Source organism: Streptomyces sp. CNH189, from assembly GCF_000527195.1.
The window spans coordinates 199,106-221,001 of record NZ_AZUS01000011.1 but is presented as its reverse complement, the minus strand read 5'-3'; the positions used below and the strand labels follow the sequence as shown (position 1 = coordinate 221,001).

Genomic DNA, 21,896 nt, shown 5'->3' with positions numbered 1-21,896 from the left:
GGGGTGATCCGGAGGACGGGCCGGGGCGCGCGTGACAATGACGGTATGGCGGAAGCACGCAGGGAGCGGGCGCGGCACTGGCGGTACGAGGAACTGCCCGGTGTCGACCTGCTGCGTGCCCGGTACATCCGCAAGTCGTTCGTCCGGCACACCCACGAGAACTTCGTGATCGCGGCCATCGCCGACGGCGTCGAGGTCTTCCACCACGGCGGCGGCGACCAGTACGCGGGAGCCGGGGCCCTCGCCCTGGTGAACCCGGACACGCCGCACACGGGCCGGGCCGGCGTCCCCGAGGGATGGCAGTACGGGGCGGTGTACCCCTCCCCGGAGGTGGTGGTCGCGATCGCCGCGGAGACCACCACGCTGCGCGGCACCCCGGGCTTCGTCACGCCGGTCCTCGACGACCCGTACACCGTGCAGATGGTCCACCAGGTGCTGCGGGCCACCGACGAGGGCAACGCGCTCGCCGCCGACACCCTGCTGCGGGTCGTGGTGACCCGGCTGCTGCGGCTGAACGGCGGCACACTGCCCCGGCGCGAGGTACGCACGGCCGGCGCGCGGACCGCCGCACGCGCGCGAGCGGTGCTGGAGGAGCGGATGGCGGCGCCACCCACCCTGGAACAGCTGGCCGCCGGCCTCGGCACCAGCCCCTTCGCCCTGCTGCGCGCCTTCCGCGACACCTACGGGATGCCCCCGCACACCTGGCTCACCGACGCGCGCGTACGGCGGGCCCGGCGCCTGCTGGACGCGGGGACGGCGCCCTCCCAGGCGGCCGTCGCCGTCGGGTTCACCGACCAGCCGCACCTGAACCGGCACTTCAGCCGCATCGTCGGCGTACCCCCGGGCGCCTACCAGCGTGAGCGCAAGAACGTACAAGACGCGCGCGAAGGCGCTTTCGTACCGTCAGGGACGTGGCAACGGAACGGACAGCAGAACACACGGACATACGGGACCGGCCCGGGGAGAAACCCGACGGCGCCGTGGTACGGGACGCCCTCGGCGTCGGGATCGCCGTCGGACTCTCCGGGTTCGCCTTCGGAGTGACCTCGGCGGGCAGCGGGCTCAGCCTGCTGCAGACCTGCGCGCTCAGCCTGCTGGTGTTCACCGGTGCCTCCCAGTTCGCCCTCGTGGGAGCGCTGGCGGCGGGCGGTGGAGCCGTCACGGCCGCCGCGGGCGCGTTCTTCCTCGGCGTGCGCAACGCCTTCTACGGACTGCGGCTCTCCCAGCTGCTGGCACTGGCCCGCGCGGTGCGGCCGTTCGCCGCGCAGTGGGTGATCGACGAGACCACCGCCGTCTCGCTCGCCCAGCCCACCCGGCGCAGCGCCCGCATCGGCTTCCTGGTCACCGGCCTCAGCCTCTACGTCCTGTGGAATCTCACCACGCTGCTCGGCGCACTGGGCGCCGAGGCCATCGGGGACACCGACGCGTGGGGGCTGGACGCGGCCGGCCCCGCCGTCTTCCTGGCGCTGCTCGCCCCCATGCTGCGGACCGGCACCGAGCGGGCCGTCGCCGCGCTCGCCGTGCTGCTGGGGCTCGGGCTGCTGCCCGTCCTGCCCGCGGGCGTCCCGGTCCTGGTGGCCGCGCTCGCGGCACCGGCCGTCCTGTGGGCGCACGGCCGGAGGAACGACGCGCGCGTCGACGCGCGGGAGGCGGCACGCGACGAGGCGCGGGGCACGGCACACGGTGAGGCGCGGGGCACGGCACACGGTGAGGCGCGGGGCGCGGCACGCGATGAGGCGCGCGGCGCGGCACGCGATGAGGCACCGGACGCCGCGAGTGATGACGTGCGCGACGTGACGGAGGAGGACCGTTGAACATCTGGATCGCCATCGGCCTGACCGTCGTCGGCTGCTATGCCGTCAAGCTCGCCGGGCTGCTGGTGCCCGCGGGGGTCCTCGAACGTCCCCTCGTGCGGCGGCTCGCCGCGCTGCTGCCGGTCGCCCTCCTCGCCGCCCTCACGGCCCAGCAGGCCTTCGCCGACGGCCGGACACTGGTCCTGGACGCGCGGGCGGCCGGCCTCGCCGCCGCTGGCGTGGCGCTCCTGCTGCGGGCGCCGTTCCTGCTCGTGGTGGCGGCGGCCGTGCTGGTGACGGCCGGGGTGCGGGCGCTGGGCGGGTGAGACGGGGGTGCCGCGGTGGAGGGTTGTCGTTGTCGGGCGGGAGCCGTGCGCCTCAGGTGACCTCAGGTGATCGGGCGGCCGTACGCGGCAAGGGTGCGCAGCGCCTCGATCGTCGCCATGGGGCGTGCCTCCAGGAGGGCGAGCGGGGTGTGCTCCGGGGTGTGCGCGGGGCGGCGGACGGGCCAGCCGCCGTCCTCCCGCTGGCCGGCCGCGAGGACGTCGAGGGAGCGAGTCGTCTCCGCGTCGGTGAACCACGCGCGCGCGAGCGAATCCGGCGTCCGCGCGTAGTCGTGCGGGAGGCGCGGCACGCCGGGGTCGGCGGCCGACGGGTGGCGCGCGCCGGCGTCGAGGGCGGAGGCCGACGGGTCCGCGTCGAGGTCGTCCGGGTCGAGCACCACCGGCCCTTCCCCGCGTACGAGACGGCCCAGCCGTTCGGCGGCGGCCTCCGCGCGGACGCGGTCCGGCACGTGGTCCAGGAACGCAACGGCGGCTTCGACCTCGTCGGGGCGTGCCGTCTCCAGCGATTCCACGGCCTGCCAGCAGAAGTGGGTCGCGCGGAACAACCACGCGTGCCACACCTCGTTGCGGTGCAGCAGCCCCACCACCGGCCCGGTGGTCGACAGCGAACCGGGCGCGTCCGGCACCCCGGCCGGCCCACGACCGTTCCCGACGGGACACACGGCCGGAAGCGCGCCCTCCGCAGTCGAGACGGACGTCAGATACCGGCACACGTCCTCCGCGCGACGGGCGTCGCACCGACCCACGGCGTCCAGGACGCGCAGCGCGCGTGCGGTGTGTTCGGGGAGGCTGGCCGGCCCGCGCAGCCCCGGCTCCAGCGCGTGACCGAAACCGCCGTCGTCGTTGCGGTACGCCTCCAGTGCCGTCTCCACCGGGGCGGCGGCCCCCTCGCGGAAGTGATGGGCGAACAGGCGCTGCTCCAGTACGCGCGCGGTGCGCCAGACGAAGCGCTCCGCCCGCGCGAGCGCGCCGAGCGGCGGGGACGTCAGGGCGATCGGGGCGGCTGCGATGTCGGCCATGGCACCGACCGTAGGGGTACGGCAGGGCCCCGCAGGCCCCGTGGCCCGGTGCCACCCTCGCAGGCGGGATACTGGGGGGCATGCGGTTGACGGTTTTCTGGGAGCGCATGGCGGAGTACTTCGGTGCGGGTTACGCCGACACCTTCGCGCGCGACCATGTCATGTCCGAACTCGGCGGACGCACCATCCACGAGGCGCTGGCGGCCGGCTGGGACGCCAAGGACATCTGGCAGGTGGTCTGCACGGTGATGGACGTCCCCCGAGAACTGCGCTGATCGTCACAGAGACCACCCGGGGGCGGACAGCCGACGTGGGCGTGGGCGAGACTTGGGCCGTGGCATCCACCGACGAGACCGGGCCCGCGGGCCGGCACACGACCATGCCCGGCGCGCCCCCGCCCGCCGGACCACCGGTGGACCCCCCGCCCGCGCCGGGCGCCCGGATGCCGCGGTGGCTGCCGCGCGCCATGGTGCTCGCGCTCGCCCTGGTCGCCGTGTTCCAGCTGGGCAGCTGGGCCTTCCACCAGCTCACCGGCCTGCTGATCAACGTCCTCATCGCGTTCTTCCTGGCGCTCGCCGTGGAACCGGCGGTGAGCTGGATGGCCGCGCGCGGGATGCGGCGGGGCATGGGCACCTTCGTCGTCTTTATGGGCGTCCTGGTCGTCGGGGCGGGTTTCGTCACGCTCCTCGGATCCATGCTCGCGGAGCAGATCATCAAGATCGTCGAGGACTTCCCCGAGTACCTCGACTCGGTGATCAACTGGATCAACGCGCACTTCCACACCGAACTGCGGCGGGTCGACATCCAGGAGGGCCTGCTGCGGTCCGACTGGCTGCGCAACTACGTGCAGAACAGCGCCACCGGGGTGCTGGACGTGTCCACCCAGGTGCTCGGCGGGCTCTTCCGGCTGCTGACCATCGGCCTGTTCTCGTTCTACTTCGCCGCCGACGGCCCGCGGCTGCGGCGCACCATCTGCTCCGTCCTGCCGCCCGCCCGGCAGGCCGAGGTGCTGCGGGCGTGGGAGATCGCCGTGAACAAGACGGGCGGTTACCTCTACTCGCGCGGCCTGATGGCCCTCGCCTCGGGCCTCGCGCACTACGTCCTGCTCGAGTTCCTCGACGTGCCCTACGCGCCGGTGCTGGCCGTGTGGGTGGGGCTGGTCTCGCAGTTCATCCCGACCATCGGCACGTACCTGGCGGGCGCGCTGCCCATGCTGATCGCCTTCACGGTCGCGCCCTGGTACGCGGTGTGGGTGCTGGTCTTCGTGGTGGTCTACCAGCAGTTCGAGAACTACGTCCTGCAGCCGAAGCTGACGGCCCGGACCGTCGACATCCACCCGGCGGTCGCCTTCGGGTCCGTCGTCGCGGGCACCGCGCTGCTCGGCGCCGTCGGCGCGCTGATCGCCATCCCCGCCGTCGCCACGCTGCAGGCGTTCCTCGGCGCGTACGTGAAGCGGTACGACGTCACCGACGACCCACGGGTGCTCGGCCACCGGGGCCCCGGCGGGACGGGCGCCCTCGGCCGCCGTGTCCGTGGTCTGTGGGCGCAGCGGAGCCCGGAACCGACCGGTTCCGATACGACCGGTGCCGATACGACCGGTGCCGATACGACCGGTTCCGATACGACCGGTTCCGGGATGACCGGCGCGACCGGTACGACCGGTGCGGGGGACGGCGGGACGGCCGGGGCGTGACGGGCTGAGTTCCCAAGGATCTGGGGGCAGGGGGCCAGGGTCCTAGGCCGATGGTTCGAGGCGCTGCCCGATGCGGCCGCGTCGTTCCGCATGGTCCGATGGCGTGGTGAGCGATCTTGTGAACGAGCCCGGTCCGGCCGTCCGCACCCGTCTGAACGAGGAGCGGAACGTCTGGCTGTGCACCGTGCGTCCCGACGGCTCGGCCCACGTCACACCCGTCTGGTTCGTCTACGGCCGTTCCCGGTGGTGGATCGGCGCCGACGAGAGGGCCGTCAAGGTCAGGAACATCCGGGCGGAGCCGCGTGTGTCCCTGGCCCTGGAGGACGGACGGTCCCCGGTCGTCGCGGAAGGGGAAGCGACGCTGATCCTCGACGCGTTCCCCCGCGAGATCGTGGCCGCGTTCAGGGAGAAGTACCGGTGGGACGTGACCGCGCCCACGAGCCCCGGCAGTGCTCGCGTGCTGCTGGAGGTGCGGGTGCGGCGGTGGCTGCTGGCCGGCACGGCTCAGTGACGTGGGGCCGGCGGTGCGGCTTGACACAAAAATCGAACATCCATTCTTATGGAAGCGCCGGTGAGGCTCAACACCGGGCGTTCTGCCCTGGTTCATGCGGGTAAGTGCCCGGGTTATCCACAGGCCGGACGTGCGTCGGGGCGCGTTGTCAGTGGCAGGCGTTAGCGTCTTTGACGTGAAGCGATCGACTCAAGCAAATCGGGTGGAACCCATGGCAGGAACCGACCGCGAGAAGGCGCTCGACGCCGCGCTCGCACAAATTGAACGGCAATTCGGCAAGGGCGCGGTCATGCGCATGGGTGACCGGACGAACGAGCCCATCGAGGTCATCCCGACCGGGTCGACCGCGCTCGACGTCGCCCTCGGCGTCGGCGGCCTGCCGCGCGGCCGCGTGGTGGAGATTTACGGACCGGAGTCCTCCGGTAAGACGACCCTGACCCTGCACGCGGTGGCGAACGCGCAGAGGGCCGGCGGCCAGGTCGCCTTCGTGGACGCGGAGCACGCCCTCGACCCCGAGTACGCGAAGAAGCTCGGCGTCGACATCGACAACCTGATCCTGTCCCAGCCGGACAACGGCGAGCAGGCTCTGGAGATCGTGGACATGCTGGTCCGCTCCGGCGCCCTCGACCTCATCGTCATCGACTCCGTCGCCGCGCTCGTCCCGCGTGCGGAGATCGAGGGCGAGATGGGTGACAGCCACGTCGGTCTCCAGGCCCGTCTGATGAGCCAGGCCCTGCGGAAGATCACCAGCGCGCTCAACCAGTCCAAGACCACGGCCATCTTCATCAACCAGCTCCGCGAGAAGATCGGCGTGATGTTCGGCTCGCCGGAGACCACGACCGGTGGCCGCGCGCTGAAGTTCTACGCCTCCGTGCGCATCGACATCCGCCGCATCGAGACCCTGAAGGACGGCACCGAGGCGGTCGGCAACCGCACCCGCTGCAAGGTCGTCAAGAACAAGGTCGCGCCGCCCTTCAAGCAGGCCGAGTTCGACATCCTCTACGGCCAGGGCATCAGCCGCGAGGGCGGTCTGATCGACATGGGTGTGGAGCACGGCTTCGTCCGCAAGGCCGGCGCCTGGTACACGTACGAGGGCGACCAGCTTGGCCAGGGCAAGGAGAACGCCCGCAACTTCCTGAAGGACAACCCCGACCTCGCCAACGAGATCGAGAAGAAGATCCTGACGAAGCTGGGCGTCGGCGTGCGGCCCGAGGAGTCCGCCACCGAAGCGGCCACGGACGCCGCGGGCACCGCTCCCGCCGAGCCGGCCGCCGCGGTACCGGCCTCGGCGGCCAAGGGCTCCAAGGCCAAGGCCGCGGCGGCCAAGAGCTGACCCGTGACCCGACGAACCGACTGGGCCGAGTACGAGTACGACGCCCCCGGTGCCCCACGGGGGAGGGGCGCCGCGGGCGACGGCGACGACCCGGCCGGGAGCGGAAGCACGGCGTACGACGAGGGCACCGACCCCGGCGGCCTCCCGTACCCGGGCGGCGACGGCGGCCGGCGGCGCGGCGGTCGTACGGCACGGACGGGTGGCTCGCGTGACGGCGGGCCGCACGGCGGGCGCGGGCGCCGACGTCGCTCCTTCGGCGAGGCGGCCGCGGCGGACGGGGGCGACTCCACCTCGTCGAGGGCTGAGCGGGAGGAGTCTCCGGGGGACCCGGTGGAGCGGGCGCGGGCGATCTGCCTGCGGCTGCTCACCGGGACCCCGCGCACCCGGAAACAGCTCGCCGACGCCCTCCGCAAGCGGGAGATCCCGGACGAGGCCGCCGAGGAGGTGCTGTCCCGGTTCGAGGAGGTCGGACTGATCAACGACAGCGCCTTCGCAGACGCCTGGGTGGACTCCCGGCACCACGGCCGCGGGCTGGCCCGCCGCGCGCTCGCGCAGGAGCTGCGCACCAAGGGCGTGGACCCCACGCTGATCGACGAGGCCGTCTCCCGGCTCGACTCCGACCAGGAGGAGGAGACCGCCCGCGAACTGGTCGCCCGCAAGCTGCGCACCACCCGCGGACTCGACCGCGACAAGCGGATACGCCGCCTCGCCGGGATGCTCGCCCGTAAGGGCTACCCGCAGGGTCTCGCCCTGCGCGTGGTCCGCCAGGCACTGGAGGAAGAGGGCGAGGACACCGAGTTCCTCGGCGACGAGGGGTACTGAGCCCGCGGCCACGGCTCGTACGCGAGGCGGACACCGCGCTCGCACGCGCGCGCCCGCAAGCCAGGTGGTCCGCCGACGCCTACTCCGCCGCCGGCACCACCGGCAGACCCGCCGCCCGCCATGCCTGGAAGCCACCCATCAGATCGGTGGCCCGGTACAGCCCCAGCCGGTGGAGGGACTCCGCCGCCAGACTGGAGGCGTAGCCCTCGTCGCAGACCACGACGACGCGCAGGTCGTGGCTCGTGGCCTCGGGGAGGCGGTGGCTGCCGCGCGGGTCCAGACGCCACTCCAGTTCGTTGCGCTCGACGACCAGCGCGCCGGGGATCAGCCCGTCCCGCTCCCGCAGGGCCGCGTACCGGATGTCCACGAGCACCGCGTCACCCGACCGGGCGGCCCGGTACGCCTCCTGGGCCTCGATCCGGACGTAGCCGGAGCGCACCCGCTCCAGCAGTTCGTCGATCCCGGCCGTCCCGTCGGCGTCCCGCCCGGGGGCCGTCGCGCTCACTGCCAGTCCTCGGGGCGCTCGACCTGCTCCAGACGCAGCACCGGCCCGCTGCGACTGTAGCGGCGGATCCGCGGCAGCGGCGGGTAGTAGGCGTGCACGGAGATCGCGTGGTGGTCCGCCGACTCGTTCAGCACCTCGTGCACGTGATGCCGGCCGAAGGCGCGGCCCTGTCCGGACGCGAGTCGCCGCTCCCGGTCCACGCCGTCGGTGAGTTCGAGGGTCGTCCAGCCGTCGGTGGGCAGCCGCACGGCGAGGGAGTTCTCCTTCAGCTCGCCCGACGCCGTCATGAACGCGCCGACCGAGTCGGCGTGGTCGTGCCAGCCCGTGCCGGTGCCGGGCGGCCAGCCGATCAGCCAGGCCTCGCTGCCGCCCGGCCCGTCGAGCCGCATCCAGGTGCGTCCCTCGGGGTCAAGCGGAAGGGAGGCGATCAGCTCGGCGTCGGCGACGGTACGCCGTACGAAGGCGAGGAGGTCGGCCTGCGTCGGCGCGGAGACGGGAGCCGGGGCAGGGGAGGAGACAGACATGTGCACCGTCCTGGAGGTGAAGTCGCGGAAGGCGCGCGGCGACGGCGTCCGGACGGACGGTCGGGGCGGCGCGCGGAAAGAGGGGGGAACGCGAATCAGCAGGACGGGCGACACACACAGCCCGCATAGCGGAGGAGGTCCATATGGACCCTCCGCCACAGGTGCACGCAGGTGTCGGTCACGAGCGGGAGTACACCACGCATCCGAGACCTGGTTCAACTCCTCGCCACGATGTGGACGACGGCGTGGCGGGACCACGCGGGCGGGCGCGCGGGTACGGCTGAAGGCGCGCTCGGCGCACCCCGGTGCTCGGCCGGCCCTTCGCTCAGCGCGTCCCCGCGCCCGCGTCCTCCCTGGCGCCCTTGGTCCCCCTGGTGCCTTCGGCGCCCTTGGCCTCCTTGGTGTCCGGCTCCGTGGTGGCCTGGCCGCCGAGCGCCGCTTCGGCAGCCGCGTACATGTCCGCCGGGCGTACCCCGTTCAGCGCGGTGACGAGGTGGCCGTCGGGGCGTACGAGCAGCACGGTGTGGGCGGCCGCCCCCGGATAGCTCTCGGCGACCAGCAGTTCCGCGCGGCGCGGCAGCGCGGAGACGGCCGCCGCCAGCCGGGGCATGATCCCGGCGGACACCCAGTGCCGGCGCTCCCACACCCCGGTGCCCGGCGCGATCAGCACCACCAGCAGGGCGCCCCGCCCGAGCCGGTCCCGCAGGGGGACGAAGGTCCCGTCCTCGGCGGTGACCCTGACGTCGGCCACCGTCGCGCCGGGCGCCGTGGCGACCGGCGCCTCGCCCTCCAGACGGCCGGGCGCGAGGGGCGAGTTCGCATACGAACCCGGCGCGCCCAGGGCGCCCCGGCCGAGGTGACCGTCCATCAGGAGCGTGTCGTGGCTGCGCGAGGAGCCGGGGACGTAGGTGCGCAGTCCGCCGCCGCCGCGCAGCAGCGGCAGCGCCTGGTCGGCGGCGCGCAGCCGGGAGGCGACGATCGCGCGACGCTCGGTCTGGTAGCTGTCGAGCAGTGCCTCGTGCGGGCCGTGGTGCCAGGCCAGCGCCAGTTTCCAGGCGAGGTTGTCGGCGTCGCGCAGCCCCTCGTCGAGCCCGTGCGTGCCCAGCGCGCCGAGCAGGTGCGCCGCGTCCCCGGCGAGGAAGACGCGGTCGGCCCGCCAGCGCCGGGCGAGGCGGTGGTGGACGGTGTGCACCCCGGTGTCCAGCAGCTCGTACGGCGGGGTCGAGCCGCCGTTCCAGCCGGCCAGGGTCTCCCTGATGCGGGCCAGCAGCATCTCGGGGGTGACCAGGTCCTTGCCCGGCGGGAGCAGCCAGTCCAGCCGCCAGACCCCGTCCGGCAGCGGGCGGGCGGTGATCTCCCCGGCGGACCGGCCGGACGTGCGCCAGGGCGGCGCACGGTGCAGCAGCGCCTGGTCCTGCCAGGGCAGTTCGGTGCGCAGGGCGGCGACGGCGTGACGTTCCACCGCGGTGCGGCCCGGGAAGCGGATGTCCTGGAGCTTGCGCACGGTGGAGCGCGGCCCGTCGCAGCCGACCAGGTAGCTGCCGCGCCACCAGGTGCCGGTGGCGCCCCGCGTGTGGGCGGTGACGCCGGAGCGTTCCTGCTCCATGGTGTCCAGCCGGCTGTCCACGGCGATCCTGACGAGCCGTTCGCCGTCCAGGGCGGCGCGCAGCGCCCCGGTCAGGATGTGCTGGGCGATGTGCAGGGGAGCGGCGCCCGCGTCCTCGAAGGCGACCTCGGACGTCACCTGCTTGCGCCGCATCGACCGCCATCCGGCCCAACGGAAGCCCGCGTGCGCAAGGGGAACGCCGGTCAGCCGCTCCATGAGCGCGGCGGTGTCCTCGCGCAGGACGACGGTGCGCGCGGGGCGGGGTTCGTCCTTGCCCGGCCCCTCGTCGAGGACCACGCACGGTACTTCCTGACGCGCCAGCGCCAGCGCCAGCGTGAGCCCGACGGGCCCCGCTCCGACGATGATCACCGGATCCACGGCGCGGCGCCCCCTGCCCGGAGTGACGTCCTGGAGGACGTGGCGGAAAAGGAAGATGGAGCAGGGTGCACGATCACAGAACGTATGCAACCCATTGCCGGTGCTTGCGTCAAGTGACCGACGGGCAGTGGCGATCATGAAATGCGGGCGCGGGTCGTCCCGGTGGATGACTGTTCGTCACAGGAGTCCGACGTGTGAGGCTCGCGCGTCCCGCGGGCGTGGCCTCGCACCGGACATGACTGTGGCCCGCCGAATCTCGGCGGGCCACAGTCGTGCCGGGCGTCAGAGGAGTGTCACGCTCTGGCGCCGGTCCCGTAGCTGCCGCCTACCTCTCCCGCGTTGAGGTCGGCGACGTCGCCGGCGCCCAGCACCGCACCCGTGCTGCGCTTGCTGCGGCGCAGTCGCTTCTCCAGCCAGGAGGCGAAGGAGGTGAGGATGAAGTTGAGGACGATGAAGACGATCGCCACGACGATGAAGCTGGGGATGACGTTGGCGTAGTTGGCCGCGAGCGTGGCGCGCGTGTTCAGCAGCTCGGTGAAGCCGAGCATCACGCCGCCGAGTGCGGTGTCCTTCACGATGACGACCAGCTGGCTGACGATCGCGGGCAGCATCGCCGTGACCGCCTGCGGCAGCAGGATGGTGGACATCGTCTGGCTCTTGCGCAGGCCGATCGCCATGGCGGCCTCGGACTGTCCCTTGGGGAGGGACAGGATGCCGGCGCGGACGATCTCGGCGAGCACCGAGGCGTTGTAGAGCACCAGGCCGGTGACGACCGCGTACAGGGGCCGGTCCGCGCTGCTGATGCCCGAAGACCGGGCGAAGAGCTCGTTGGCGAACAGCATCAGCAGCAGCACCGGGATGGCGCGGAAGAACTCCACCACCACACCGGCGGGCACGCGCACCCAGCGGTGGTCCGACAGCCGCGCGATACCCAGGACGGCGCCCAACGGGAGGGCGATGACCATGGCGAGCGCGGCCGCCTTGAGGGTGTTGGCCAGGCCCGGCAGCAGATACGTCGTCCAGGCGTTGGACGTGATGAAGGGCTTCCACAGCGACCACTGCAGCTGGTTCTTCTCGTCCATCACCTGCCAGACCCACCACAGCAGCGCGGCGAGCCCGGCGAAGAAGACCACCGAGAAGATCACATTGCGCCGCTTGGCCTTCGGGCCGGGGGCGTCGTACAGGACAGAGGTCATCGCTTCACCGCCAGGCGCTTGCTCAGCCAGTTCAGGAACAGGCCGGTGGGCAGAGTAAGAACTACGAACCCGAAGGCGAAGACCGCGCCGATGAGCAGCGTCTGAGCCTCGTTCTCGATCATTTCCTTCATGAGCAGTGCGGCCTCGGCCACACCGATGGTGGCGGCGACGGTCGTGTTCTTCGTCAGCGCGATGAGCACGTTCGCGAGCGGACCGATCACCGACCGGAACGCCTGCGGCAGCACCACGAGTCCGAGGACCTGACGGAAGCTCAGCCCCAGTGCGCGTGCCGCCTCGGCCTGGCCGACGGGCACCGTGTTGATCCCGGACCGCAGCGCCTCGCAGACGAACGCCGCCGTGTACGCGACCAGACCGAGCACGGCGAGCCGGAAGTACTTGAGCTCGAAGTCGTCCGGGGCGCCCATCGTCACGCCGAAGATGTCGGCCAGACCCAGCGACGTGAAGACGATGATGACCGTCAGCGGAATGTTCCGGACGATGTTCACGTAGGCGGTGCCGAAACCACGCATGAGCGGCACCGGGCTGACCCGCATGGCCGCCAGGAGGGTGCCCCAGACCAGGGACCCGACGGCCGAGAAGACGGTGAGCTGCACCGTCACCCAGAAGGCACCCAACAGGGACGGGTCGTCATAGTTTGAAAGAAAGTCGAACACGATCTCCCGCGCTTCCGGGTGTGTGACGTAGGTGGCGGACGTGACGCGCCGCCGCCGGGCGGACCGTGGGCGGCGGCGCGTCTGGGGGTCCCCGGGTAGGCCCCGGGGACCCTGCGTCGGCGGAGTTCCGCGTTACTGGGCGATCTGGCCGATCTTCGGGGCGGGCTCGTTCTTGTACTCCGCCGGGCCGAAGTTCTCCTTGACGGCCTTGTCCCACGAACCGTCGCTGACCATCTTCTCCAGCGCGGCGTTGATCTTGTCGAGGGTGGCGGAGTCGCCCTTCTTGACGCCGATGCCGTAGTTCTCGTTGCTCAGCTTGAGACCCGCGAGCTTGAACTGGCCCTTGTACTGCTCCTGCGAGGCGTAACCCGCGAGGATCGAGTCGTCGGTGGTCAGGGCGTCCACGGCACCGCTCTGCAGGGCGGAGAGGCACTCGGAGTAACCACCGCGCTGGCTCAGCTGGGCCTTCGGCGCGAAGTCGTTCTTCACGTTCTGCGCCGAGGTCGAGCCGGTCACCGAGCAGAGCTTCTTGTCGTTCAGGTCGGTGGCCTCGGAGATGTCCGAGTCCTTCTTGACCAGCAGGTCCTGATGGGCCAGCAGGTACGGGCCGGCGAAGTCGACCTTCTGCTTGCGCTCGTCGGTGATGGAGTAGGTCGCCGTGATGAACTTGACGTCGCCGCGGGACAGGGCGTTCTCACGCTCGGCGCTCTTGGTCTCGACCCACTCGATCTGGTCCGGCTCGTAGCCGAGCTCCTTGGCGACATAGGTCGCCACGTCCACGTCGAAGCCGGAGAAGGAACCGTCGGGCTCCTTCAGACCGAGACCGGGCTGGTCGTACTTGATGCCGACCTTGATCTTGCCGCCACCGCCGCCGGACGACCCGTTGTCGTCGCCGCCGTCGCCGCCGCACGCGGTGGCGGACAGGGCGAGGGCGAGTACGGCGGCCGAGGCGGCGGTGACCTTGCGGAGCTTCATGGTGCACATCCTTTGACTGGTGAAGTGATGCGGCCCGGTCGATGTCCGGTGACGCAGGTCGGCAGGGGCGCTGCGCCGCGTCTCAGTGGTGCAGGATCTTCGAGAGGAAGTCCTTGGCACGGTCGCTGCGCGGATTGCTGAAGAACTGGTCCGGCGTCGCCTCTTCGACGATGCGGCCGTCCGCCATGAAGACCACGCGGTTCGCGGCGGAACGCGCGAACCCCATTTCGTGGGTGACGACGATCATGGTCATGCCGTCGCGGGCGAGCTGCTGCATGACCTCGAGGACCTCATTGATCATCTCGGGGTCGAGAGCCGACGTCGGCTCGTCGAAGAGCATGACCTTGGGTTCCATCGCCAGGGCCCGCGCGATGGCGACGCGCTGCTGCTGACCACCGGAGAGCTGCGCGGGGTACTTCTCGGCCTGCGCGCCCACGCCGACCCGGTCGAGGAGGGCACGCGCCCGCTCCTCGGCCGCCTTCTTGTCCTTCTTGCGGACCTTGACCTGCCCCAGCGTCACGTTCTCCAGCACGGTCTTGTGCGCGAAGAGGTTGAAGGACTGGAAGACCATGCCCACGTCGGCACGGAGCCTTGCGAGCGCCTTGCCCTCGTCGGGCAGGGGCTTGCCGTCGATCGTGATCGAGCCGGAGTCGATCGTCTCCAGACGGTTGATGGTGCGGCACAGGGTGGACTTTCCGGACCCGGAGGGTCCGATGACCACGACGACTTCGCCGCGGGCGATCGTCAGGTCGATGTCCTGGAGTACGTGCAACGCGCCGAAGTGCTTGTTGACGCTCTTCAGGACGACCAGATCGCCGGTCGCGGCCGCGTCTTCCTTGGCCACCGATACTTCGGTCATCGCTAGCAGGCTCCGTCCTCCTCGGTTTGGGAGGACAGTAGTAACCCTTCAGACCTGCGTCATTACATCTGAGGGGAATCTGAGCATCACGATCCGATAGCAATCGGACACCTGTCGTAGCACTTGCGAGCTGGGGGTATGGCGGCGCGGTAACCGGTACCGAAGCGCAACCGGAACCCCCTTGACGTCGTCCTTGCTCATCGGCGTGACTGCAAGGTGCACCCGCGCGTGCCCATCATGGAGACATCCGCACCCGTACGGCCGACGAATCGAAGGGGGACCTGGTGAGACTGCTGCTCGTCGAGGACGACAACCACGTCGCCGCGGCCCTCTCCGCCGTCCTGGCCCGCCACGGCTTCGACGTCACCCACGCCCGCAGCGGCGAGGAGGCGCTCCAGGCATTCGTCCCCGAGGGCGAGGGCTTCGGCGTCGTCCTGCTCGACCTCGGCCTGCCCGACCAGGACGGGTACGAGGTCTGCGGCAAGATCCGCAAGCGCACCAGCACCCCCGTGATCATGGTGACCGCGCGCTCCGACGTGCGCTCCCGCATACACGGCCTCAACCTCGGCGCCGACGACTACGTGGTGAAGCCGTACGACACCGGGGAACTGCTCGCCCGCATCCACGCCGTCAGCCGGCGCACCGTGCACGAGGATGCCACCGGCTCCACGGAGACCCAGGTGCGGCTGGGCGCGGTGCTCATCGAGCTGCCCACCCGGCAGGTCACCGTCAACGGCACGCCCGTCCAGCTCACCCGCAAGGAGTTCGACCTGCTGGCGCTGCTCGCCCAGCGGCCGGGCGTGGTCTTCCGTCGTGAGCAGATCATCAGCGAGGTGTGGCGCACCAGCTGGGAGGGGACCGGGCGCACCCTGGAGGTGCACGTCGCCTCCCTGCGCTCCAAGCTGCGCATGCCCGCCCTGATCGAGACCGTGCGCGGCGTCGGCTACCGGCTCGTCGCGCCCGCGGCGTAGCGGGGCCGGGTGCACACACGACTGCTGCCGCTGCTCATCGTCCTGATGGCGGCCGTCCTGCTCGCCCTCGGCGTCCCGCTGGCCGTCAGCCTGGCCGGCGCGCAGCAGCAGAAGGTGGTCGTCGACCGGATCGACGACACCGCGCGGTTCGCGGCCCTCGCCCAGTTCGTCACCGAACCGACCGACCCGTCCGGCGGTGACGTCAACGAGCGCCGCGAGACCCTCAGCAGCGAGCTCCGCAGCTACTACGAGGTCTACGGCATCCGCGCCGGTGTCTTCTACCGCAGCGACGCCCCCATGGCACACGCCCCGAGGGACTGGTTCCTGCCCCGCACCGGCGAGGTGCGGGACGCCTTCGAGGAGGCGCTGCTCAGCCGCCGCAGCCACGACCCCGAGCAGGTCTGGCCCTGGCAGCGCAGCACCCTCGTGGTGGCCTCGCCGGTCATCCGGGACGGCGACGTCGTCGCGGTGGTGGTCACCGACTCGCCCACCGGGCAGATGCGGTCCCGCATCCTCCAGGGCTGGCTGCTGATCGCCGCGGGGGAGGTGGCCGCCATGCTGCTGGCCGTCGGCGCGGCGCTCCGCCTGACGGGCTGGGTGCTGCGGCCGGTACGCGTCCTGGACGCCACGACCCACGACATCGCCACCGGCCGGCTGAAGTCCCGGGTCGCGGTGGCGGGCGGCCCCCCCGAGCTGCGCCGGCTCGCGCGGTCCTTCAACGAGATGGCGGACAACGTCGAGAGCGTGCTGGAACAGCAGCGCGCCTTCGTCGCCGACGCCTCGCACCAGCTGCGCAACCCCCTGTCCGCGCTGCTGCTGCGCATCGAGCTGCTCGCCCTGGAGCTGCCCGAGGGCAACGAGGAGATCGCCTCCGTGCAGGCGGAGGGCAAGCGGCTGGCGCAGGTCCTGGACGACCTGCTCGACCTGGCGCTCGCCGAGCACAGCGAGCCCGACCTGCAGATCGTCGACATCGGCGCGGTGGCCGCCGAGCGCGTCGCGGCCTGGTCGCCCTCCGCCGACGCCAAGGACGTCTCGCTGACCGGCGACTGCCCGCCGACCACCGCGTGGGCGGACCCGGTGGCGCTGTCCAGCGCGCTGGACGCGGTCATCGACAACGCCGTGAAGTTCACCCCCGCCGGAGAGACCGTCGAGGTCACCGTCGCCTCCAACGGCGCCACCGCGACCGTCGTGGTCACCGACAACGGCCCGGGACTGACCGACGAGGAGCTGGCCCGCGTGGGCGACCGCTTCTGGCGCAGCGGACGGCACCAGAACATCAAGGGCTCGGGCCTGGGCCTGTCCATCTCCCGGGCGCTCCTCGCGGCGGGCGGCGGTTCCATCGACTACGCACGGCACGAACCGCACGGGCTGCGGGTGACCGTGACCGTGCCGCGGAACGCCCCCACCGGTGAGGCGGCGGGTCAGGGCTTGACGGACCGGTAGTACCGGCGGGCGCCCTCGTGCAGCCGCAGGGGATCGGTGTAGATGGCGGTGCGTACGTCGACCAGCTGGGCGGAGTGGACGTGGGCGCCGATGCCGTCGCGGCTCTTGAGGACGATCCGGGTCAGCCACTCGGTGAGCCGCGGATCCGCGTCCGCGCGGGTGATCAGCAGGTTGGACACCGCCATCGTCGGCACGGACGAACCCAGCTGGCTGCCCGGATAGGCCGACTCCGGCATGTTGGTGGCGCGGTAGTAGCGGGTGGCGCCGCCCTGCTCGTGCAGCTTCGAGACCAGCGCCGCGTCGATCGGCACGAACCGCAGCGCGGACTCCTCGGCGTACGTCTTCAGGCCGTCCGTGGGCAGTCCGCCCGACCAGAAGAAGGCGTCCAGGCCGTGGCCCAGGCGTGCCGGCCCGGTGTCGATGCCGTCCGCGGACGGCTGGATGTCCCGCTCCGGGTCGATGCCGGCCGCCCGCAGCACCTGATTGGCGATGAGCCGCACGCCGGACTTGGGCGGCCCTATGGCGACCCGCTTGCCCCGCAGGTCGGCGACGGAGCGGATGCCCGAGCCGGGCGCGACCGCGAGCTGCACGTAGTCGTCGTACAGTCGGGCCACGCCGCGCAGCCCGTCGGCACCCGAGCGGTGCTCCAGCCGGTACGTCGCCACCGCGTCGGCAGCGGCGATGGCGAAGTCGGCCTGCCCGGTGGCCACCCGCCGGACGTTCTCCTGCGAGCCGTCGCTGGTCTCCAGCCGCACCTCGAGGTCCGGCAGGTCCCGGTCGAGCGCGGTGCGCAGCAGCTCGCCGTACTTCTGGTAGACGCCCGCGCGGGTGCCGGTGCTCACCGTGACGGTCCCGCCGGGCGGCTCCTCCCGCCAGGGTGCCTGCCACCACAGCAGCAGCCCGAGCACCACCAGAGCGGCGGCCGCGCCCCGCAGGGCCCGTCGCCTGCCGATGCGGGACAGCACGTGGGACATGGGCGCGATCCTGCCAGCCCGGTGCCCCGCTGACCAGGGCGGAGCTCACAGGGCGGCCGGTGGTCGGACGGCACGGCACAGCCGGCGGTCGGCCCTCGCGGCACGGCCGGGTGTCCGGGGTGGCCGTTACAGTCGCCGGCATGAGCTCCTCGCCCGCCGATCTGGTCCGTGAGTTCCACCGCGCCTTCAAGCTGGACGTCCGCGACACCCCGTCCGAGGTCTCCCCGGCCCTCGCCGCCCACCGCGGCGAGCTGCTCGCGGAGGAGGCCGGGGAGGTCGCCGAGGTGTCCGTGACGGGCCCGCTCGACCGGCTCGCCCACGAGCTCGCCGACGTCGTCTACGTCGCCTACGGCACCGCACTGGTCCACGGCATCGACCTCGACGCGGTGATCGCCGAGATCCACCGCTCCAACATGACCAAGCTGGGCCCCGACGGCCGGGCCGCCCGCCGCGCCGACGGCAAGGTCCTCAAGGGCGACCACTACCAGGCCCCGGACGTGGCGGCGGTCCTGCGCCGGCAGGGGTGGGTGCCGAAGGAGGAGGGCTGAGCGAGGGCCCCGGATCCCCGCCTTCGAGGCGGAGACCCGCGAAGTCAGGCCCGCGAAGGCAATAATCCCCGGGCCGGGCCGACGTGATCGCTGTAGCCTCCACCGATGACGTCGCCCATTGACTCCGCGCCGACACCGTCCGCGTCCGACGCCGAGTGCCTCGCGCTCACCCGGCAGTTGCGGCGCCGAGGCACCGTCGTGCTCTCGCTGTTCGGCCTCGCCTGGGCGCTCGCGGGCGCCTCGGGGACCGGCTCGGCGACGGACCTCGTGCCGCTGTCCATAGAGGCGGTGGCCCTCGTGGTCACCGCGGTCGCGCTCCACCTCGGCTTCCGCAAGGACGTCCGGCCCTCGCCCCGGACGGTGGACCTGCCGCGGAACTGGGCCCGCGGGGTGGGCCTCGTGAACGGCCTCGAACTGCTGGCCGTCGTGGCCGTCATCGCCGCGTCCAACGCCTCCGGGCACCCCGAACTCATCCCCGTGGGCATCGCGCTCGTCGTGGGGCTGCACTTCTTCCCGCTCGCCCGCCTCTACGACCAGTGGCAGTACCGGTGGACGGCCGGGCTCCTGACCGCGGTGGCGGTCGTCGGCGTCGTACTGGTCCTGTCCGGGCTGTCGGCCGAGACCGTGCGGGTCGTGGTGGGCCTGGCCTGCGCGGCGGTCCTCTGGGGCTGCGCCTGCCACCTGGCCGTACGGGGCTGACCGTCGGCCGTGACGGGAGTGAGGGGAACACCGGGGCGAGCCGCTCCGGGAAACGCCTACCCTTGTTGCCATGACCAGCAGCAGTGACCGGAGCCCCGCGGTGGACGTTCTCCCGACCAGGACCTACGAGATTCGCACCTACGGGTGTCAGATGAACGTCCACGACTCCGAGCGGCTGGCCGGCCTGCTGGAGGACGCGGGCTACGTCCGCGCCGCCCAGAGCGCGGACGGCGACGCCGACGTCGTCGTCTTCAACACCTGCGCGGTCCGCGAGAACGCCGACAACAAGCTGTACGGCAACCTGGGCCACCTCGCCCCGAAGAAGGCGAGCCGCCCCGGCATGCAGATCGCGGTCGGCGGCTGCCTCGCCCAGAAGGACCGCGACACCATCGTCAAGCGCGCCCCCTGGGTGGACGTCGTCTTCGGCACACACAACATCGGCAAGCTGCCGGTGCTGCTGGAGCGCGCCCGCGTCCAGGAGGAGGCGCAGGTCGAGATCGCCGAGTCGCTGGAGGCGTTCCCCTCCACGCTGCCCACCCGCCGCGAGAGCGCCTACGCGGCCTGGGTGTCGATCTCCGTCGGCTGCAACAACACCTGCACCTTCTGCATCGTCCCCGCGCTGCGCGGCAAGGAGAAGGACCGCCGCCCCGGCGACATCCTCGCCGAGATCGAGGCCCTGGTCGCCGAGGGCGTCTCCGAGGTCACCCTGCTCGGCCAGAACGTCAACGCGTACGGGTCGGACATCGGCGACCGCGAGGCGTTCAGCAAGCTGCTGCGGGCCTGCGGGACGATCGACGGCCTGGAGCGCGTCCGCTTCACCTCGCCGCACCCCCGTGACTTCACCGACGACGTCATCGCCGCCATGGCCGAGACGCCCAACGTGATGCCGCAGCTCCACATGCCGCTGCAGTCCGGCTCCGACCCGGTGCTGAAGGCGATGCGCCGCTCCTACCGGCAGGAGCGCTTCCTAGGGATCATCGAGAAGGTACGCGCCGCCATCCCGCACGCCGCGATCAGCACCGACATCATCGTGGGCTTCCCCGGCGAGACCGAGGAGGACTTCCAGCAGACCCTGCACGTGGTCCGCGAGGCGCGCTTCGCGCAGGCGTTCACCTTCCAGTACTCCAAGCGGCCCGGCACCCCGGCCGCCGAGATGGACGGGCAGATCCCCAAGCAGGTCGTGCAGGAGCGCTACGAGCGTCTCGTCGCCCTCCAGGAGGAGATCTCCTGGGAGGAGAACAAGAAGCAGGTCGGCCGCACCCTGGAGCTGATGGTCGCCGAGGGCGAGGGCCGCAAGGACGGCACCACCCACCGCCTCTCCGGCCGCGCCCCAGACAACCGCCTGGTGCACTTCACCAAGCCGGACCGGGAGGTCCGCCCCGGCGACGTGGTCACCGTCGAGATCACCTACGCCGCCCCGCACCACCTGCTCGCCGAGGGCGCCGTGCTGGACGTGCGCCGCACCCGCGCCGGGGACGCGTGGGAGAAGCGCACGGCGGAGAAGGCGGCGAAGCCCGCGGGCGTGCTGCTGGGCCTGCCCAAGGTGGGCGTGCCCGAGCCGCTGCCCGTCGTCAGCGGCGGCTGCGCCGTCGACTGAACCGCCCTCGCGCCGTCCGCCGGCCCGACGCCCCCTCGGTACCGCCCCGAGGGGCGGGCCGGGGCGTCCGCAGTAGGCTGCTGATCATGCTTGTCGCCGCCGCAGCCTGCCCCTGCCCGCCGCTGCTCGTGCCCGAGGTCGCCGCCGGCGCCGCCCCGGAGCTGGATGCCGCGCGCGCCGCCTGCACGGACGCGCTCGGCCTGCTCGCCGCCGCCCGCCCCGACCTCCTCGTGGTCGTGGGCCCCGAGGACGGCACCGGGCTGTCCGACTACCCGGCGGGCACCCCGGGCACCTTCCGCGGCTTCGGCGTCGACCTGGACGTACGCCTCGGGGACGGGGAGGGCGAGGCCGGGCGGCAACTCCCGTACGGGCTCGCCGTGGGCGCCTGGCTGCTGGGCCGGACCGGGTGGGCCGACGCCCCGATCGAGGGGCGCGGGGTGGGTGAGTTGCTCGGGGCCGAGGCGTGCCTCGCGGAGGGGCGGCGCATCGCGGACCGGGCGGACCGGGTGGCGCTGCTGGTGCTGGGCGACGCCAGCGCCTGCCGCACCCTGAAGGCGCCCGGCTACCTGGACGAGCGCGCGGCGCCCTTCGACACGGAGATCGCCCGCGCGCTGGGCTCGGCCGACGCCGGGGCCCTGCGCGCGCTGGACACCGGACTGGCGCGCGAGCTGAAGGTGTCCGGCCGGGCGCCCTGGCAGGTGCTGGCCGGAGCGGCGGACGGGAACACCGGACTGTCCGGCGCGCTCCTCCACGAGGACGCCCCCTACGGGGTGGGTTACGTCGTGGCCACCTGGTCCTAGCCGGCGCCGGACCCTGATCGCGTCCGTAGCGCTCAGGACGCCGGCGGCGGCCCGGCGGGCGGCGTGTTCCCGCCCGTCCCGGGACCGCGGTCGTCCTTGTGCGTGAAGCGGTCCACGGCCTCCTTGGCCTTGCCCGTACCCGACTGGATCCGGTCGCTGTACTTGCCCTTGGTCCGCTTGTCGACGCTCTGCGCCGCCTTGTCCAGGCCGTGCTGGATCTTGCCCTCGTGCTGCTGCGCGAGGCCGGAGACCTTGTCCTTGGCCGGGCCGATCTTGGCCTTCAGATTGTCCAGGAGACCCATGATGTACCTTTCCTCGCGGCACGCTACGTGCGGGCGCCGTCGCCGGCTTCGCTGTCGGCGGCCTTGCCGGACTGCTGCTTCGGGATGTCGACGCTCTCGGTCACGGTGACCTCGTCGGACTCCTTCGCCGCGGACCCGGAGCTCTCCGGTGCGTCGGCCGCGGCCTCCGGCGGCGCCGTCGCGGCCGTGCCGTCCGTGCCGGTCCCGGCCGTCGCCCCGTCGGTCCGGGCCTCGGCCGACGATGCCTCTTCCGTGGTCTTCGACCTCCGAAAAAGTCGTGCAAAAACGCCCATATCCACTCCATACGTTACTCGTGCGGGCGAAATTCCG

At 72.2% G+C, this 21,896-nt stretch carries 26 protein-coding genes; 14 read left to right on the top strand and 12 right to left on the bottom strand.

The features are described from left to right. Positions 1 to 45: 45 nt before the first annotated feature. From B100_RS0117265 to B100_RS0117255, 3 genes are read left to right on the top strand one after another with little or no spacing between them, the layout of a single operon-like run. Complete coding sequence (locus B100_RS0117265; RefSeq protein WP_024885685.1) at positions 46 to 1,044, top strand: AraC family transcriptional regulator; 999 nt, start codon at positions 46 to 48, stop codon at positions 1,042 to 1,044. Beyond that, positions 945 to 1,814, top strand: coding sequence for an AzlC family ABC transporter permease (locus B100_RS35585; RefSeq protein WP_078540971.1), 870 nt, complete (start codon positions 945 to 947; stop codon positions 1,812 to 1,814). The genes B100_RS0117265 and B100_RS35585 overlap by 100 nt, the downstream gene beginning before the upstream one ends. Then, complete coding sequence (locus B100_RS0117255; RefSeq protein ID WP_024885683.1) at positions 1,811 to 2,119, top strand: AzlD domain-containing protein; 309 nt, start codon at positions 1,811 to 1,813, stop codon at positions 2,117 to 2,119. Before B100_RS35585 ends, B100_RS0117255 begins: the two co-directional genes overlap by 4 nt. Positions 2,120 to 2,181: 62 nt before the next feature. Here B100_RS0117255 and B100_RS0117250 read toward each other — a convergent pair whose 3' ends face one another. Next, positions 2,182 to 3,156, bottom strand: coding sequence for a hypothetical protein (locus B100_RS0117250; RefSeq protein WP_024885682.1), 975 nt, complete (start codon positions 3,154 to 3,156; stop codon positions 2,182 to 2,184). A gap of 80 nt (positions 3,157 to 3,236) precedes the next feature. Here B100_RS0117250 and B100_RS0117245 point away from each other — a divergent pair, with 80 nt between their 5' ends. The 5 genes from B100_RS0117245 to recX all read left to right on the top strand — a co-directional run bounded on the left by B100_RS0117245 (position 3,237) and on the right by recX (position 7,515). Further along, the gene (locus B100_RS0117245) at positions 3,237 to 3,431 is read left to right on the top strand and encodes a DUF3046 domain-containing protein (RefSeq protein ID WP_024885681.1); all 195 of its coding nucleotides are present in this window, start codon (positions 3,237 to 3,239) and stop codon (positions 3,429 to 3,431) included. Between the two features lie 59 nt (positions 3,432 to 3,490). Continuing rightward, positions 3,491 to 4,849: an AI-2E family transporter gene (locus B100_RS0117240; RefSeq protein ID WP_106967027.1), complete on the top strand. Its 1,359-nt coding sequence runs from the start codon at positions 3,491 to 3,493 to the stop codon at positions 4,847 to 4,849. A gap of 106 nt (positions 4,850 to 4,955) precedes the next feature. After that, complete coding sequence (locus B100_RS0117235; RefSeq protein ID WP_024885679.1) at positions 4,956 to 5,360, top strand: pyridoxamine 5'-phosphate oxidase family protein; 405 nt, start codon at positions 4,956 to 4,958, stop codon at positions 5,358 to 5,360. 211 nt (positions 5,361 to 5,571) lie between these two features. Continuing rightward, positions 5,572 to 6,693 (top strand): recombinase RecA, encoded by a 1,122-nt coding sequence (gene recA, locus B100_RS0117230; protein WP_024885678.1) that lies wholly within the window; start codon positions 5,572 to 5,574, stop codon positions 6,691 to 6,693. A 3-nt stretch (positions 6,694 to 6,696) separates the two neighbouring features. Beyond that, entirely contained in the window at positions 6,697 to 7,515 is an 819-nt protein-coding gene (recX, locus tag B100_RS0117225) for a recombination regulator RecX (protein ID WP_024885677.1), read from the top strand. Between the two features lie 79 nt (positions 7,516 to 7,594). On the opposite strand, the gene B100_RS0117220 is transcribed toward recX, so the two are convergent. The 8 genes from B100_RS0117220 to B100_RS0117190 all read right to left on the bottom strand — a co-directional run bounded on the left by B100_RS0117220 (position 7,595) and on the right by B100_RS0117190 (position 14,232). After that, positions 7,595 to 8,020: a rhodanese-like domain-containing protein gene (locus tag B100_RS0117220; protein ID WP_024885676.1), complete on the bottom strand. Its 426-nt coding sequence runs from the start codon at positions 8,018 to 8,020 to the stop codon at positions 7,595 to 7,597. Beyond that, on the bottom strand, positions 8,017 to 8,544 hold the full coding sequence (locus B100_RS0117215) for a cysteine dioxygenase (RefSeq protein ID WP_024885675.1): 528 nt from the start codon (positions 8,542 to 8,544) through the stop codon (positions 8,017 to 8,019). Before B100_RS0117215 ends, B100_RS0117220 begins: the two co-directional genes overlap by 4 nt. A 95-nt stretch (positions 8,545 to 8,639) precedes the next feature. After that, on the bottom strand, positions 8,640 to 8,747 hold the full coding sequence (locus tag B100_RS37625; RefSeq protein WP_486585654.1) for a putative leader peptide: 108 nt from the start codon (positions 8,745 to 8,747) through the stop codon (positions 8,640 to 8,642). A gap of 122 nt (positions 8,748 to 8,869) precedes the next feature. Next, entirely contained in the window at positions 8,870 to 10,528 is a 1,659-nt protein-coding gene (locus B100_RS0117210; protein WP_024885674.1) for an FAD-dependent monooxygenase, read from the bottom strand. A gap of 293 nt (positions 10,529 to 10,821) precedes the next feature. Next, the gene (locus tag B100_RS0117205) at positions 10,822 to 11,724 is read right to left on the bottom strand and encodes an amino acid ABC transporter permease (protein WP_024885673.1); all 903 of its coding nucleotides are present in this window, start codon (positions 11,722 to 11,724) and stop codon (positions 10,822 to 10,824) included. Continuing rightward, positions 11,721 to 12,398, bottom strand: a complete 678-nt coding sequence (locus tag B100_RS0117200; protein ID WP_024885672.1) for an amino acid ABC transporter permease — start codon at positions 12,396 to 12,398, stop codon at positions 11,721 to 11,723. Before B100_RS0117200 ends, B100_RS0117205 begins: the two co-directional genes overlap by 4 nt. A gap of 132 nt (positions 12,399 to 12,530) precedes the next feature. Then, complete coding sequence (locus tag B100_RS0117195; RefSeq protein ID WP_024885671.1) at positions 12,531 to 13,373, bottom strand: glutamate ABC transporter substrate-binding protein; 843 nt, start codon at positions 13,371 to 13,373, stop codon at positions 12,531 to 12,533. Positions 13,374 to 13,455: 82 nt separating this feature from the next. Then, on the bottom strand, positions 13,456 to 14,232 hold the full coding sequence (locus B100_RS0117190) for an amino acid ABC transporter ATP-binding protein (RefSeq protein WP_024885670.1): 777 nt from the start codon (positions 14,230 to 14,232) through the stop codon (positions 13,456 to 13,458). Positions 14,233 to 14,516: 284 nt separating this feature from the next. On the opposite strand from B100_RS0117190, the gene B100_RS0117185 reads away from it, so the two are divergent. Both B100_RS0117185 and B100_RS0117180 read left to right on the top strand, forming a co-directional pair. Further along, positions 14,517 to 15,203, top strand: a complete 687-nt coding sequence (locus B100_RS0117185; RefSeq protein WP_024885669.1) for a response regulator transcription factor — start codon at positions 14,517 to 14,519, stop codon at positions 15,201 to 15,203. Positions 15,204 to 15,212: 9 nt separating this feature from the next. Continuing rightward, positions 15,213 to 16,646 carry a sensor histidine kinase gene (locus tag B100_RS0117180; RefSeq protein WP_024885668.1) on the top strand — a complete coding sequence of 478 codons (1,434 nt, stop codon included), beginning with the start codon at positions 15,213 to 15,215 and terminating at the stop codon, positions 16,644 to 16,646. On the opposite strand, the gene B100_RS0117175 is transcribed toward B100_RS0117180, so the two are convergent. Further along, positions 16,625 to 17,620: a TAXI family TRAP transporter solute-binding subunit gene (locus B100_RS0117175; protein WP_024885667.1), complete on the bottom strand. Its 996-nt coding sequence runs from the start codon at positions 17,618 to 17,620 to the stop codon at positions 16,625 to 16,627. The genes B100_RS0117180 and B100_RS0117175 overlap by 22 nt on opposite strands. Before the next feature lie 140 nt (positions 17,621 to 17,760). Between B100_RS0117175 and B100_RS0117170 the strand changes: the two genes are divergently transcribed. From B100_RS0117170 to B100_RS0117155, 4 genes are all read left to right on the top strand, one after another. Further along, positions 17,761 to 18,168: a pyrophosphohydrolase domain-containing protein gene (locus tag B100_RS0117170; RefSeq protein WP_024885666.1), complete on the top strand. Its 408-nt coding sequence runs from the start codon at positions 17,761 to 17,763 to the stop codon at positions 18,166 to 18,168. Positions 18,169 to 18,273: 105 nt separating this feature from the next. Continuing rightward, the gene (locus B100_RS0117165) at positions 18,274 to 18,867 is read left to right on the top strand and encodes a DUF7010 family protein (protein ID WP_024885665.1); all 594 of its coding nucleotides are present in this window, start codon (positions 18,274 to 18,276) and stop codon (positions 18,865 to 18,867) included. Positions 18,868 to 18,937: 70 nt separating this feature from the next. Continuing rightward, positions 18,938 to 20,464: a tRNA (N6-isopentenyl adenosine(37)-C2)-methylthiotransferase MiaB gene (gene miaB / locus B100_RS0117160; RefSeq protein ID WP_024885664.1), complete on the top strand. Its 1,527-nt coding sequence runs from the start codon at positions 18,938 to 18,940 to the stop codon at positions 20,462 to 20,464. An 86-nt stretch (positions 20,465 to 20,550) separates the two neighbouring features. Continuing rightward, positions 20,551 to 21,264, top strand: coding sequence for a class III extradiol dioxygenase subunit B-like domain-containing protein (locus B100_RS0117155; RefSeq protein WP_024885663.1), 714 nt, complete (start codon positions 20,551 to 20,553; stop codon positions 21,262 to 21,264). A gap of 32 nt (positions 21,265 to 21,296) precedes the next feature. On the opposite strand, the gene B100_RS0117150 is transcribed toward B100_RS0117155, so the two are convergent. Continuing rightward, positions 21,297 to 21,566, bottom strand: a complete 270-nt coding sequence (locus B100_RS0117150; protein ID WP_024885662.1) for an antitoxin — start codon at positions 21,564 to 21,566, stop codon at positions 21,297 to 21,299. A gap of 23 nt (positions 21,567 to 21,589) precedes the next feature. Beyond that, positions 21,590 to 21,859, bottom strand: a complete 270-nt coding sequence (locus B100_RS0117145) for a hypothetical protein (RefSeq protein ID WP_024885661.1) — start codon at positions 21,857 to 21,859, stop codon at positions 21,590 to 21,592. Positions 21,860 to 21,896: the final 37 nt, after the last annotated feature.